Below are 14,503 nucleotides of genomic sequence, written 5' to 3'. Positions count from 1 at the left end.
GAGGAGGAAAAGACGATGGGGTGCCGTCTTCGGTCACCCAATGCCGGGAGCGGCCCGATCGGAGAACGGGCCGCCCGCCGCGTGTCAGGTGCCGTCAGGTGTGTCCAGCACCTGCGAGAGGATCTGATCGAAACTCAGCGCTCCGGCCCATACCCGCAGTGACTCCAGCGAGCCGGGCAAGTAATACCCGGTGGTTCCACCGGCTGCTCCTCTGCCTGCGGACAGCGCGCCCCCGCCCTGCTGGACCGCGGAGAACCCGGAGTTGTCCTCGCCGGGCTGCTCGGTGCCGCCCACGTACAGGTGCAGTCGGCCCATCCGGTTCTCGGTCTTGGAGGCATCGGCCGGGTCGGTCCACTGCCAGGCCTCCTGGGCGTCGAACACCCCGGTGATATCCACACCGGTGTCGACTTCGGCGGGATCGGCGGCTGTCACCTGCGCACTCTGAGCGATCTTGCCGTCCGCTCCGACGGCGGTACGGGTGAACTTCCACTGGTAGGTATCGTCTGCCGGCTTGACCACCCACAGCGCCCACGACGACTCGCCGCCAATCGCCTGCCCTGCCACCTGGGCCTGATAGCCGACCGGCTCGGACGCCAACTTGTCGGCATCCAGCCTCACGTGAGCCGAAACGGTGAACGAGCCGGTCTCGTCGACTACCGGGCCTGTGGCCGAGGCATAGCCCGAGGTTCCGTCCAGGACGAGGGCGTTGTCGTCCTCATCCAGCACTGCACCGCTGGACGACAGTGCGAGCGCCGGAGCAGGGTAGGAGGTCAATTCCTTGACCTGGGTGCCGGTGGAGGAGGTGGCATCCCAGTCCGCGACGAGCTCGTCGGCCGCAACGCCGTCCTGCGTCAGCTGCGCCTCCTGGGCAATCTGTTCCGAAGTGAGCGCGTACTGCCACACCGAGACCTCGTCGATACGGCCGCGGAAGTTCTCGCCCCCGACCCCGGCGACCAGTGAACGGCCGAACTGCAGGCCGGCCGTGGACGTCCACGGCTGGTAGGCGGAGGACAGATCGTTCAACACGACCGGTTTGCCCTGCGGGCGCCCGTTGACGAACAGCTGGATGGTGTCGTTCGTCTTGTCGGTATCCCCCTCGCTGTCGAAGACGGCTGCCAGGTGCGTCCACACGTTCAGCGGTGGCGGACCGGCGTCGGCGATCGACCGGAGGTAGACCGCGTTCTCGCTGACATCAGCGGCGGTGCGGTTGAACACCCACTTCTTGTAGCTCGCGGAGTAGTACAGCGTGAACGCCGAAGCGTTGGTGCCCGGTGCCGACAGCACCACATGAGTCTGTGAGGTGTCAGTCAGATAGACCCAGGCCGAGACGGTGAAGGAGTCCTTGGTGTTCACCGCCGGTGCCGCGGTCGCCGCGTAACCGTCACGCGCGGTGTCGGTGCTGCTGTCGTTGAGATAGAGCGAGTAGTCGGACTCTCCCCGGCGTCCCAGCGTCGACCAGCCAGCGTGGGAAGTGTAGAGAGTGGCGTCGTGCCGGGTGCCCTCCGTCGCGCTGTCCTTGGCCAGGGTCGTCCCCGAGCCCGGGGCTGCGTCGTCGAAGTGCCAGCGGCCGACGGCTCCGGCGGCAGGGGCGACCTTGAAGACGAATTCCGCGGGCGTGCCCCACCGGTTGTGTACGTCCTTGGCCCGCACCGAGAGTACCTGGATACCGGCGAGCGGTGGCTTCACGTCCTTGGCCTGGACCTTCAGATCACCGGGAATTTGTTTGGCCGGCGTGGACAGCAGTTTCCACTCATAGGCAGTGTTGTCGGTGTGCCCGTTGGTGATGTCGGCCGTGTTGGGCTGAAAGGTGAAAGAACCGAGAATTCCCGGCCCGCCCTTGCCGTCGCACACGTCTGCGGTGCACTCGGTGTACGGAGAACCGGCAGTGATGCGGGGCGCTTTCGGCGCCGAGGAGTCAATCTTGAAATAACACCAAGAGCTGTAAGAAGACCATAGATCTCCGCTCTTTCCGGAGTACGACCAGTGGGACTGTGTCCGCGCTTTGTAGCGGTACAGGCCGCCATCAGCGCGGTCGGTCATCTGGGCCTTCTCAAGGGTCTCGTCCGGGTCCCAGCCCGTGTCGGGCCTGTGCCCCGTCCACACCTGGTGCCAGGCCGCGTCGTCACCGCGCTCCACCACGTACTCGGCCTGAAGGGAGCCCTCTTCATCTCCCTTGTGGGCTTCCACCAGTGTCTGCACCCGGGCCTGCGCCATAGGGTTGACGCGGGTCACGATGAGGGGATCAGCAGAGGACTTATTGCAGTAGGCCACCTTTCCATCGCCGGGAATGATGCCGACGCTGGTCGGCACGCCAGGCTTGTAGGCGAAAGTGACCTGCAGTTCGGCACTGTCATCGAAGCGCTTCCACGCCCGCGGGTCGCCTTCGTCCTTCGCGCGCAGCATGAGTGTCAACCGGCTGATCTTGCCGTCCGCGAACGAGCGGACGGTGCTCGTGAGATTCTCGTCCGACTCATCGGGGTTGTCATTGAACTCGATCCACGAGTCCGGCTGGTCAGGACTGCACAGACTGCCGCGGCCGGCCGATACGTAGCGGTCGCCCATCAGGTCCAGTTGCTTGGGGCCGGGCCACCGGGTGCCCTCGGAGATGTTGTCCGTGCGGACCAGGTCCACCCAGTGCGGGTCGCAGTTGAACGACCACGTCTCATGCGCCCGGAAAGTCGCGTCCAGGACGTACTTGCCGGCCAGCTTGGTCGGGGCGAACTCGAAGTACATCCGGTCGACATAGCCACCACCGCAGTAGTACCCGTCGGCCGTGCCGCACTTGCCGACGCCCTTGTCCCCGTCGAACATCCAGAACTTGTCGCCGTCCGAGGAGATCTTCGTACGCTCCGAGACACCCAGGCCTACCGAGGGGTCGATGTAGACGGGGTAGACGGTGTTCTTGCCGCGTAGCAGGTCCAGGTCCGGATGTACCGCGATCGCACCTTCATCCACCTTCACAGGCAGCACCGCGGTGGCATCCCCCTCCCCCGGTTCTGAGGGATCGTCCTGACCGTCCGCGGGCCCTTCGGCGTCAGTACGCATGAGTTGTGTCTGCTGGCCAGATCCACCGTCACCGGCAGAGTCCCACATCTGGCCGGCCGGTCCACGGAATACAGCGTTGCCGTCTTCATCGATGGCCCGAAGACCACCACCGACGCCCGGTAGCACGGACAGGCCGTCTCCGGACGCGGTGAGTTTGACCTGATCCAGCGCCGGGTTCTGTGCTGCCTCAGGCGTCTTGACGACGAGAACTTCGCGGTAGCTCTCAGCCGTGGCTGTCAGCTGCAGGTCCACCCCGTCGAACACGTTGGCATATGTCGCCGTCGCCCCGCTCAACGTTGGCGTCGGCAGGTCGCCGGGCCAGCCCAGAGTGACCGATCGACCGTCCTTACCCAGCTCGATCATGTCCGACCCCGACCCGCCACCGGAGAAGGACAGGTCCACAACCGCGCCCTTGGGCGCCACCCGGCCGTCGGCACGGCGCTCCAGCACCGGATCGACCGCCCCCCACTCACCGTCCTTCACCTTCACCCGCTGAGGCGTGGTGGACTGCGTCAGCGTGAAAGAGCCGTCCGGATTCGCCCTGGTCGTGGAGTACTCGGTGCGGTCCGCCGTCACCTCCACCGGCTCATCCGAAGTCTGCGCCCGGGCGGACGCAGTGGCCTCATCCACCGTTCCCATTCCCGCCGTTGTTGCCTTCGACAACGGAAGAGCCGCCGCAGCTGGCAACCCGGGCAGTACCGACAGCACAAGAGATACCGCGGCACCGCCAAAGAGGCAGGCGCGCGCTCTTCGCGCCCCCCGCGCCAGCGACACGCCAGCCCACGCAGGCTTCACCATGTCCCCCCGTATATGAATCTTGTAAAGGTCCCGCAAAGTAAACGGCGACTGACGGTACACGGTCAATCAGGTGTGAGCCGGTTCACACAGCGACGCGGCGCTGCAACGACCTGCGCATTTGATTCCAGCCACGCATCCCCACGCCCAAATCCGGAATTTGCTGCGAACCAGCAGCTCCGACACAGCGAGCGGGCATCGACTACGAAGGAAGTCAGATCGCTCCTTATTGCACGATCTGACACGGATGATCCCCGACCCCCGAGACGGGTCTTCTGAAGATTGCTTTATGCGGCCGAAGGGGACCGCGTAAGGAAAACCGCATACGGTGATGACCTGTGGACGGGCGGCGCCAGCCCGCCCCTACTCGATCGCGGCGAGTAGAGTCGGCTCGAACCCAGCGGCCATGAGAGCGGCGTCGTCGGTGAGCCCGGCGTCGCCGAGGACGGACAGTCGCGCGACGTGCCCGATGCCTCGGCCCACGCCTCGCGCACGGCCTTGCGGACGGTGACGCGACCCGCGCCTCAGCAGTGGAGTCCGGGTTGGCGGCCTTCTCCGCGTCAGGCTGCGCCGGCGAGGCTACGACCTTGAGGTGCACGCCGCGGCGCAGCTGCTCCATCCGCGTGGGCAGCGGCTTCCGGGACAGCTGCCCAACCATCTCGATGTTCGTGTGAGTGGCCGCCCGGGCCCACTCTCGTCACCCCGACCAACGACGTGTGGGCCGTCGTGAAGCACGCAGCACGGCGACTGCGGCGCAGCGACTGTGATGGCAGCTGCCGATTGGCAGGAGACCGATAGATCCGGCGCGCGCAGCCGCAGCGCGGTCGCCGGGCGGGATCAGTCCGGCGGCCCGGCTGAGCGGTCCGCTCGGCGTGCCCGGCCCGCAGCCGCTCCAAAGCCGCCGTGTAGGAGAATGCCTTCCTTCGCGGCCAGACGCCGGGCGCGCGCCTTGAGATCGGTGCTTCCCTGCTTCGCCATGACGAGTCCTCCGGACGGGTCCCCACGCCTCCCGCCACCAGGCTCACGACCGTCTCCGCGCAGGCTGCCGCGTCGCGGGCCCCCACCCGGAGCCTAATCCGGGTGCCGGGCTCTCCCGGCGAGCCTTCAGCCTTCACCACCCGGCGGCGTGGGCGCCCGGATGACGGCCTCGGGGAGTGCGCGTCCAACCCCGCAAGGACTCTAAAGGCAGACACTGACAATCCCTGGCCGGTCTTCGAAACACGGGTGGACACGCCCGCCGGGGCGGCATGCGCGGCGGCCGAGATGATCGCCGAGAACCGCCGGCTCCGGCTCGCCGGGAGGCGAGATCCACCAGGTACGAGATCCACCCCTGCGGCTGCTGCCCCAGACGTCGCGGTGCTCGAGGCACCGGTGAGCGGCGCTGCGCACGTGAATGCGGACCTGCCTCCCAGCAGCGCCAGCCCGGCATGGGGCGCGTCCACTCGGTCACGCGGTGCCCGGTCGAGCGGCCGGGCGGTGAGAAGGTGGTCGCATGTGCGGTCAATACGTCTCCACCCGGCGCCCGCAGGACCTGGCGCAGCTGTTCCACGTCGACACGTGGCCCACCACGGAGGCACTGGCACCGAGCTGGAACGTCGCCCCGACCGACGACGTCTGGGCCGTCCTGGAACACCCCCCGCACGGCGACGGTGATGACGCAGCATCCCTGCGGGAGTTGCGGCCGCTGCGCTGGGGCCTGGTGCCGTCCTGGGCGAAGGAGCCGAACGAGACCGTCAGCCCGGCCGTCCGGAGAAGTGCAACGGCGGCAGACCCGGGCATCGGGTCAACTCCTTCGTGAGCCTGGCGACCCGTCACTAAAGTGGCTGCCAGACGAAGGCCGCCGCCAACAGCGCGTGCAGACGGGGATATCGGAGAGACAGTGGACAACCCTTTCGCCCCACCTCGTTCCGACAACGGCCACCGACCTGCGTGGTCCGCGCTCGACGAGTACCTGTGGCACTCGTGCGACATCATCGCCGACCTGGTCGAGAAGCGGATCGATCAGCGTCCGCTGGTCGCCACCATGGCCCGGCTCGAACCCGGTGACCGCGCACTGGCCGTCGGACCTGCTCAGCGCCTGACCTGGAGGGCCATCGGGGATGGCAGCTACAGGCACCAGAACATGTTCGCCTTCGGCAGCCCCGCCTTCGTGATCGGCAGCATGGTCGGCTCGGCTGTCGGTAATTCCGCCCGGCGCCGTGCCGCCGCCAACCACGCCCAACCTCGCTGGGTACTCGACGGGGCCGACGAAATCACCGTCACCACGCGCAGGGTCTACTTCGGCCATCCCCAGTGTCCACTCGACCTCTTCTGGGTCGGCCTCGACACCATCGACCTCGTCGCACCGGACGTCTTCCAAACCAGTTTCCGGGACATCAACAACCACCGGTACACCACGGTGCAGCTCCGCACCCCCTGGGCCTCGCTGCTGTTCGTCCTGGCCGCGATCACGGCATTCCCTGCCCACCCGCGGCTGCTGGGACGAGGCTGGCTTCCGACGGACTTCGAAAGCCGATGCGCCCAGATCGGACGGCCATGCCGCCCGGCAGCCCGTCTCCTGTTGGAACACGGGCGCTGACTGCGCAACTGATCTTCGGCATTCCAAAGCGGCCCGCAAGACGACCGTCAGACGGACGCGGCGGTCCAGGTACGGAAGCGTCCAAGAAGAGGTCGGTGAGCGCTACGCAGGAGTCGAGGAGGCCGGGCGACTTCTCCACCTGGGCGGAGGCAGCCGAGCCGATCGCAGCTGCGGCACTTCCTTCCCCGCGAAGCTGCTTCCGGCGCGAGATCTGCCCGAGATTGCCCTCCTCGCTCCTCCATGGGCCCCGAGCGCGCCAGGAAGGCGCGTGGCCGGCGACCAGTGGGGCGCATCGCGTCTGGACGGTCAGGCTGGGCGTACGCCCGGCTGGTGCTGCTGCGCGGAGGAGTCGGGGGCTTGGCGAACCTGATCCGCGGTGGGGTTGGTGCGTGGCGCGGCGGGCGCGGCGGTCTTGGAGCGTTCACGAGCAGGGCTTGGTTCAAGCGGAGCTTGCGCCGTCGCCGGATACGCCGTCGCTCTTCCTGCTCGGGGTCGTCCCTGCCGTCCTGTCCGTTCTGTTCTGGCGGGCCGCCCCCCTTTTGCCGGGCCCGCTCCTGCTCGGCGGCGGCTTCCTCAAGGGCCTCCATGACGTCCTTGCCGATGTGCATCCCGGCCGCGTCGTGGTGGGCGCGGGCAGTGGTGGAGTCCACGCTGACCAGGGATAAGTCCGTCTGCCCCCGGGGGGCGGCCTCGGCGATCACGCCTTCCAGAAGAGCGGAGCAGACCCCGGCGTCCCGCCAGACGCGAAAGCGCCCGTAGACGGTCGCCCACGGCCCGAAACTCGGAGGGCATCTCGCGTCACTGGCGCTGGACCGGAACCGCCAGATCACCCCCTCGAACTGCTCCCGCAGCCGCGCGGGGTACGGACCGTACTCGCCTATCGGCAGGTACGGCTCAATGAACTCCCACTGCTCATCGGTGAGTTGCCTACGCGTCACACCCAGCGTCCTACCAGTTCCCGGCCCCGCACGCGACCAGAACCCGAGATTGATCACGACCTCACACAGGCCCTAGATTCATGGTCGTCTTCACACATCCCCACTGCCTGAGGAACTGCCCGTGTCTCAAATACCGCCCCAGGGCGGCCCGAACGCCTCGTACACCCCGGCACAGATACGACGCAACCGCCTGGCCTTCCTCGGTTTGGTCCTTATCATCGCGGGCCTGGTGGCGTTCGTGGTCTTGGGCCCGCACGACACGAAGGACCAGTCCGCGACGCTCAAGGCCGGTGACTGCTTCCAGAACATCGGGACGGACAAGGAAGCGAAGACCAAGAAGCTCGCCTGCACTGACCCGCACGCCGACTACAAGGTCCTGAAGATGGACAAGGACGGAGTCGTCGATACCTTCTCGTGCTCCGACGTTCCCGGCACGACCGGCTCACTCACCCAGATGGGCCCAAGAGGATCGTTTGTCGTCTGCTTCAAGGAAAACCACGAGAAGGGCAAGAAATAGCCCCGGCACCACAGCGCGCAAGAAAGCGGAGCGCTCGCCCCGGGACGCCCGCGAAGCGGACGCCCGGGTACGCGTGCGTGGCCCGAAAGGGGAGCGCAGCGGACCCGGGCCACGCGGGGCGTTCCCGCGCAGCGCAGCAACACCACGCCCCCTCCCGCACACGCGGGGCCGGCCGTTGGCCGGCGTGGGGAAGCCCCCTGTCGGGGGCTTCGTGCGGAGTCGGGGCCGGGCCCCTGACGGGGTCCGGGATGGTCGGGTGCGAGCCCGGGGCCTGTCGGCCCCGGAGACGTGTGGGGCGGAGCATGGGGATCACGGCCTGGCGGCCGCCACCTCCCACGGGCGCCGTACGACACCAATTCCCCCCACACGCGGGACCGGCTGTCGGCCGGTAGGGGCACGCCCCCTGACGAGGGCTCGACGGGGGCGGGGGCCGGGCCCCTGACGGGGTCCGGGATGGTCGGGTGCGAGCCCGGGGCCTGTCGGCCCCGGGGACGAGTGGGGCGAGGATGCGGCGCGCCACGGCCCCGTGCCGCGTCTCCCGGGCGCAAAAAAGAGGGAGTTGCCCCGGGGCCGTGCACCACAGCGTCGGCCGACGGCGGGGCGGGGCCACCACCGGACACGTGCCAGGTCGGCCCCCACGCTCCGAAGGCTTGAGCCGAACCGTCGAGCGGCAGCCGGTCATCGGTGGCGCAGGTCAGCCGCACAGATCCGACTGCCGTGCGCCCCTCGCTGTCATGATGACCCGATGGACAACCGGGAGAGGACCGAACCTCCGCGAGTGGCCGATGAGCACGCCACGCTGACCGGCTTCCTGCAGCGCCAGCGCGACACGCTCGCCATGGCATGCGCAGGGCTCACAGCCGAACAGCTCAGAAAAAAGGCCGTGCAGCCCTCGGGCTTGTCACTGCTCGGCCTCGTGCGGCACATGGCTGACGTCGAGCGGACCTGGTTCCGGAACGTGCTGAACGGCGAGCACAGCGAGGTGCACTGGCCCCGACGCGACGGCGGCGCTTTCGCCGTCGACACCGCAGACCCGTTAGATGCGTTCGCGATCTGGCACGGGGAATGCGCCCGATCCCGCGACATCGTGGAAGCCGCCCCCTCTCCCGACGTCACCGGGCGATACCGCAACGACGTCTACTCCCTCCGCTACATCCTCACCCACATGATCGAGGAATACGCGCGCCACAACGGCCACGCCGACCTCCTCCGCCAACGCATCGACGGACTCGCCGAACAGTAGTGAACGGCGGGGGCCGATCCCCTGACCGGCCCCGGGACGGCCAGGCGCAGCACGGCGGTCCCGGGCCAGCAAAAAGGCGGGCCATTGGCCCGCTCGGGGAAGCCCCCTGCCAGAGGCTCTGCACGGGCGAGGGCCGGACCCCTGACGGGCCCCGGGTATGCAAGTACAGGCCCGGCGCCGCCGGCCCCGGGATGGGGCGCAGCATGGGGACCACAGCGCGGCAGCCGCCACACCCAACAACCGTCGGCCGACAGCCGACTCCCCCACACGGGCGCCGTCGGCCGGCTGGAGGAAGCCCCCTGACGGGGGCTCCGGAGCGAGGGCCGGGCCCCTGACGGGACCCGGGTATGCGGGCGCGGGTCCGGGGCCGCCGGCCCCGGCGAAACAGCCCGGGGGCCGGCCGCGCCCGCCGAGGGCGTCAGTCCTCGCCCGGCTGCGTGATCGTCATGACCGGCTCGGCGTTGTCGCCGGGCCCGATCTGGGCGGCAAGCTGGACGCGGCGGGGCTGCCGGGCCTTGCCGCCTCGCGGAATCCGGTACAGCTCGACCGTGACGCGGTCCCCGCTACCCCGGCTCCCCCTTGCTCGAGGGCGCCGAGTTGCGCCCAGGGCAAGCACCATGTCAGGTCTGCGGAGGCCCGTCGGCACCCGAAGAACCACTGCTCAGAGGGGGTGTCTAGTCGCGGCGGCGTCCGGCCGCGCAGCAGGCGCATCACAGGATCTGCGGCCGTTTCCGCATAGGAATCCTGCGGGAAATGCTGCAGCCGGGAACGCCGACGAGACGACCAGCCGCAACGCGCTCACCCCGGGGGCACCAGGACCTACCACTTTCTGCAGCCGATCCCTGGCATCTTTCCCCGCCCGCTCCTGAAAGGTCTTGCTAGAGGAACCTGGTCCCCGGCCGCACCGGGGTACGCCATCGGTACGAGAAGAGATCCCCCGCGATTTCCCGCCCTGGCGCAGCGCGCGACGGTAGCCACGCCCATTCGTACGGTCCGCGGCCATGCTCCCGACAGCCGCACCGCCCCGCGCCCGGAACATCGTCGACTCCGGCCTGTGCACCCGCACGACCGGCGTCCCCGACTGGCTCGCCCGCCTGATGTCGGCGCCAGGCCGTCCAGTGCAGGACGTGCTCGGCTTCCCTGACGGGTGGTGTCAGGACGAACGCCCGCAGGAGGCCGGACGAGTTCGGGACAGGTCAGCGGGATGAGACGGGCGGGTACGACAGGGTCGTACGTGGCCGTGGCGGCGACGGTGAGGGCGAGGACGGCGGCGATCAGGGAGAACAGCGACCAGCGCATCCAGGAGTTCCAGCAGGTCACCTGGCCCTCATCCAGGCCGGTGTGAGACAGACTGCCGGGGCTCTGGAGAGACCCCTTCGTCACAGACGCCTCACCGTCGCTGTGGACGGCATCGATCTACAGCATGTCCGGATCTACCAACTAAAGGGTCTGAGCTGGTATAGCGGCCCGGAGCCGGATGCCACCAAGTACCAGCTGGCGATTGTCGAGTTACTGACAACTATTGACGCTCCTCCTACAATCGGGGGCCACTTGATAGCGCTTGATGGCGCTTGCGTGGCTGGGGGGGATCATGCGGAAGAGGAAATTCCTTAAGGGCTTACGGGCGACGGCGATACTCGTGTCGCTCACCCTTCCCGTGGGGTTGGTGAACCTGCCGCCCTCGAAAGCGGAGGCCGCCGAGCAGAAGCGGCTCGCGCCGGCCGCGTGCGAGGGCATGGCGGCGCCCGGGGAGGACGGGAAGTCGGCCGACGACGAGAACCACGCCTCCATCCGGCTCGACATGACGTCGCCCCACTCGGAGGTCGCGGTCGACGAGCAGGGGAAGATCGACCTCAAAGGCGTGTTGCACAAGCACGCGGAGATGGAGGACGTCTCCCTCGGTAAAGTGGTGACGACCGACTTCACCCTCGGCCCGCCGCCGGACGGTGTCGCGGCATGGGCGTCGTCGTGGGCGACCCGGCTGCGGCCGCCGCAGCTGGGCGAGAACCTGGCCTGTGTGCGCGCGAAGCGCGACCCCAAGCGGTCCGCGCGTCTCCTGCGATCCTTCACCGTCGTCGACCGGATCGCCCCGAGCGACGTCAACGGGCTGTCCGTCGGCGACATCACGTCCGCCACCGCCCGGGCCTCCTGGAGTGCGGCCACCGACAACTACGGTCTCGCGGGGTACGAGGTCCGGATCGACGGCGGCGCCCCGATCCGGACCAATGTCGGCACCCGCTCGTACACCATGACCGGCCTCTCGCCGAACGCGGACCACACCGTGTCCGTGGTCGCCGTCGATCTGGCCGGCAACAAGTCGGCGGTACCGGCCAAGACCACCTTCCACACGAAGGAGCTGCCGCCAGAGCCCGACCCCAAGGCCGAGCTGAAGTTCGACGTGGAAGCCGGCGGCGCCGACGCCAAGTGGCAGCCCGACCCCAAGGAGGACTCCACCTACCGCGTCTTCCTCGACGGTCAGCTCTACGACGAGTTCTCGTTGAAGGACTACTGCGCGGATCCGTGCACGGCAGACAGCGTCATCAAGTACACGATCGAGCCGCTCGAGTCGTCCACCCCGTACTCACTGCGGATCGACGCAATGCGCGAGGACGGCAGCAAGCGGCGGGACTTCTCCGGAGACTTCACCACCAAGGACGTCGCCCCCGCGATACCCGAAGAGGTCACCCAGCAGGTGACCAGCGAGGCCTCGCAATGCGCCGCGCAGGGCGGCGACTTCTACGTCGCGGAGAGTATGCGCTCTGTTGTCAAGGTGCCCGGGGGGAGCACCGAGGTCTTCCCCGGCTGCTACGCCGTCGCGAACGCCAGCTGCATCCACAAGTACATGCCGCCGGAGAAGAACCAGAAACTCGACTGCTCGGACGACGTCACCCGCCTCCTCCACGACCTTGCGTCGCCCGGCGGCGGACCGGTGCTCTCCTCACTGAGCGGCGCCACCGGCGGGGTGCAACCACTGCTCGATCCGGGCACCCTGGTCGAGCCGGTCGTGTGGTGTGAAGAGAACACACCCACCTGCGCGCTGCTGCTGGCGCCGCCCGTGGTGGTCGGTGAGGCCGCGGCAGCCGCAAGCGTCCTCGCCACCGCCGTCTTCTGGGTCGTCGTCATCGCCGCGGCGATCGCCATCGGGACCACGTTGGGGGCGCTCTGGGCGATCCTCACACCCAGTCCGATAGCCATCGGCGGAATCCTCGAGTACCCGATCCATTACACCGACGACTTGAACACCTTCGATAAGTGGGGCCTGGAGAACGGCCAGTGGTACCACAGCCTGACGGCCTACGCCCAAGTACTCAAGACCACGAAGGAGCTGGCCAGCAAGTACAACCTGCCCTTCGCCTGGACGTCGAGCGATGACGCGGACCTCAGAGCCAACATCGACCAGGCCTGCGCCGCCCAGAAGCAGGCGTCGACCAGCATCGCCCCGTGTGATGAGAACTTCGCCGTCTATGTACCCGGCGGCCGGAACTACCGGTTCGAGCCCATGCAGGAGACCGGGAAACATATCGTGGAGGCCATGGGCAACGGAAGGTGGCCGCAGCCTGCAGAGCGGAACAAATGGTTCGGCCCGGCGCGCAGCATCAGGGGCCAGGCCGCGAGAGCCAAGGGATATGAGCGCAGCTGGTACTACAACGACGAGCGGTTCGCGCGCAATAATCCATGCTTGCCGCGGCCCGCGGTCGGTGCCGGGAAGACCTGCGACGAGTTCCCGTTCTGGGCGACGGACCAAGCAGTCGACCTTTCGGGTCTGACCGCCGACCTACGACTGGTGCCAGGCGCGGAGACACATCCGCAGATGCGTGACAACAGCGCGTTCCCAGGGAAATGCAGGGTGAACGACAACGAGAGGTATATCGTGCTGCCGGTCAAGCCGTGGGTCGCGGCGAACGCCCCGAGCTTCGGGTTCCGCGTCAACTCCAGCGGGGCCAGCCTGTGCATGGAGCCCACGCTGCCCGCGGGAACGACGCCCTGATGCTCGATGACATGACCGTGCTGCGCGACGCGGCACAGGAGTACCGGGCGGCGGCGACGGCCGCAGGCCTCAGCTGGCCCGAGCCGGCCGCCCCGCCCGGGGCTCCGCCCCCGCCGGAGCTTGTCTACCGGCTGTTCGACGTGGACCGGGTCGCCGAGCAGGTGACCTGGCTCCACGGCCAGGGGTGGACGGAGCAACGCCTGTTGCCCAACGGCGGCTGGCTGCTCGCCTGGCCGACCGACGCGAACGAGGCACTCGACAACTTGTCGCTGTCGATCGGCGTCCCGTTCCCCTGGCGTCATCAGCTGCCGCTGTTCCACTTCGAGTACCTCATCTACACGTTCGTGCTGGCGGGCGACCACGAGGGCGAGATCTGGCGCTACGAGATCGCCCCCGACGCCTGGGACGCGGTGCGCGCGGCCCCCAGCCTGGCGGCGCTGTTCACCGAGTGGACCAAGGGACTGGCCGCCGGCGTGGTCTACCTCAACGACCTCGACGGCTGCCTCGCCGTAGGCGAACCCGGCCCCGGACGCCGCGACCTCGACGTGCTCCTGGAGCGGTCCCTCGACCCGCTGGCCTTCCCGATCTCCATGCCGGACCAGCCGCTGCTGAGGGAACGGCAGGCCACGTGCGGAGTCGACATGAGCTGCGTCGACGTCGACCGTGGCTTCGAGTGCTTCGAGGAACTGATCGAGGAGATCGACGCCGTACGCGCCTCCCTCGGGGCCTGAGCGGTTCAAAACCAGTGGCTGGACGGAAGCGAAGGAGACCCAGGTCGCCCTCGACACTGAGGTCGTGGGCGGCTGAGGGAGGCTCCAGGGAGATGTCAGACCCCCCGACCACACTCAAAAAAGCGCGGTGACCCGTGGCAACGCGCACCGTCCCGCAGAGCTCGCGCGCCAGATTGCGCGCCGGATTCCGCGGCAGATCATGCGCCGGGTAGCGCGGGAGTTGTCGGCCCTCGAGGGCGCGCCGGCGGTCTGGGCGCGGCGCTTGCCGCGCCGCTTGCCTCCCGCCCTCGCCAATGGTGGTCCGATGCTCGGGCCAGCGCCTGCGCGGGCGAAACATCCGCCACCCGAACCCCCTGCTCGTCCCAGACCACCCGCGCCGTACCGGTTGGGTACAGGGGGCCGAGGCGGCCCTCGACAAGGTCATCCTTATCCCGCCAGTCTGCCGGCGCCACCCGTCCCTTCCCCTACGGTCCGGTGAGGACGTCCCGTGCACTCCTTTCGCCGGACGCGGCGGAAGGAAGGCCGCGCATTGAGAACGTAAGACCTGGGAGAAGGCGACGGACCTGGCCCGTTGCGGTCAGCGACGGGTGAAGTCGTGGAGCAGGTCGGCCAGGCGCCGGCCGGGGCGCTGGACGATGATGCAGGAGTCGGTCTTGGCGGTGGCCAGG

The 14,503-nt window shown here is 68.4% G+C and carries 7 protein-coding genes and 2 pseudogenes; 6 read left to right on the top strand and 3 right to left on the bottom strand.

Annotation, left to right across the window (positions count from 1 at the left end; all coding sequences use genetic code 11):
• Nucleotides 1-84: 84 nt before the first annotated feature.
• Nucleotides 85-3,684 carry a LamG domain-containing protein gene (locus tag OG956_RS38265; protein WP_330343051.1) on the bottom strand — a complete coding sequence of 1,200 codons (3,600 nt, stop codon included), beginning with the start codon at nucleotides 3,682-3,684 and terminating at the stop codon, nucleotides 85-87.
• A 1,648-nt stretch (nucleotides 3,685-5,332) separates the two neighbouring features.
• Here OG956_RS38265 and OG956_RS38260 point away from each other — a divergent pair.
• Together OG956_RS38260 and OG956_RS38255 are read left to right on the top strand one after the other, a co-directional pair.
• Complete coding sequence (locus OG956_RS38260) at nucleotides 5,333-5,638, top strand: SOS response-associated peptidase family protein (protein WP_330342581.1); 306 nt, start codon at nucleotides 5,333-5,335, stop codon at nucleotides 5,636-5,638.
• A 21-nt stretch (nucleotides 5,639-5,659) separates the two neighbouring features.
• On the top strand, nucleotides 5,660-6,418 hold the full coding sequence (locus OG956_RS38255; protein WP_330342580.1) for a hypothetical protein: 759 nt from the start codon (nucleotides 5,660-5,662) through the stop codon (nucleotides 6,416-6,418).
• 425 nt (nucleotides 6,419-6,843) lie between these two features.
• Here OG956_RS38255 and OG956_RS38250 read toward each other — a convergent pair.
• Nucleotides 6,844-7,356: pseudogene (locus OG956_RS38250) on the bottom strand (transposase); the annotation flags it as partial.
• Nucleotides 7,357-7,477: 121 nt separating this feature from the next.
• On the opposite strand from OG956_RS38250, the gene OG956_RS38245 reads away from it, so the two are divergent.
• Both OG956_RS38245 and OG956_RS38240 read left to right on the top strand, forming a co-directional pair.
• On the top strand, nucleotides 7,478-7,873 hold the full coding sequence (locus OG956_RS38245) for an LppU/SCO3897 family protein (RefSeq protein WP_330342579.1): 396 nt from the start codon (nucleotides 7,478-7,480) through the stop codon (nucleotides 7,871-7,873).
• 778 nt (nucleotides 7,874-8,651) lie between these two features.
• Entirely contained in the window at nucleotides 8,652-9,116 is a 465-nt protein-coding gene (locus tag OG956_RS38240) for a DinB family protein (RefSeq protein ID WP_330342578.1), read from the top strand.
• A 1,091-nt stretch (nucleotides 9,117-10,207) separates the two neighbouring features.
• On the opposite strand, the pseudogene OG956_RS40385 reads toward OG956_RS38240, so the two are convergent.
• A pseudogene (locus OG956_RS40385) lies at nucleotides 10,208-10,454 on the bottom strand (IS701 family transposase); the annotation flags it as partial.
• Between the two features lie 319 nt (nucleotides 10,455-10,773).
• On the opposite strand from OG956_RS40385, the gene OG956_RS38230 reads away from it, so the two are divergent.
• Together OG956_RS38230 and OG956_RS38225 are read left to right on the top strand one after the other, a co-directional pair.
• Nucleotides 10,774-13,104: a fibronectin type III domain-containing protein gene (locus OG956_RS38230; RefSeq protein ID WP_330342576.1), complete on the top strand. Its 2,331-nt coding sequence runs from the start codon at nucleotides 10,774-10,776 to the stop codon at nucleotides 13,102-13,104.
• A gap of 11 nt (nucleotides 13,105-13,115) precedes the next feature.
• Nucleotides 13,116-13,835 (top strand): hypothetical protein, encoded by a 720-nt coding sequence (locus tag OG956_RS38225; RefSeq protein ID WP_330342575.1) that lies wholly within the window; start codon nucleotides 13,116-13,118, stop codon nucleotides 13,833-13,835.
• The last annotated feature ends 668 nt before the right edge of the window (nucleotides 13,836-14,503 follow it).

The organism is Streptomyces sp. NBC_00557 (genome assembly GCF_036345995.1).
Taxonomy (GTDB): domain Bacteria; phylum Actinomycetota; class Actinomycetes; order Streptomycetales; family Streptomycetaceae; genus Streptomyces.
Note: the sequence above shows the minus strand (reverse complement) of the source record. Positions and strands in the feature narration are given on the sequence as shown.

Bases quoted from the DNA above. Each gene is read 5' to 3' on its own strand.
- OG956_RS38265 (WP_330343051.1), bottom strand. From the start codon at position 3,684: ATGGGAACGGTGGATGAGGCCACTGCGTCCGCCCGGGCGCAGACTTCG.
- OG956_RS38260 (WP_330342581.1), top strand. From the start codon at position 5,333: ATGTGCGGTCAATACGTCTCCACCCGGCGCCCGCAGGACCTGGCGCAG.
- OG956_RS38225 (WP_330342575.1), top strand. From the start codon at position 13,116: ATGACCGTGCTGCGCGACGCGGCACAGGAGTACCGGGCGGCGGCGACG.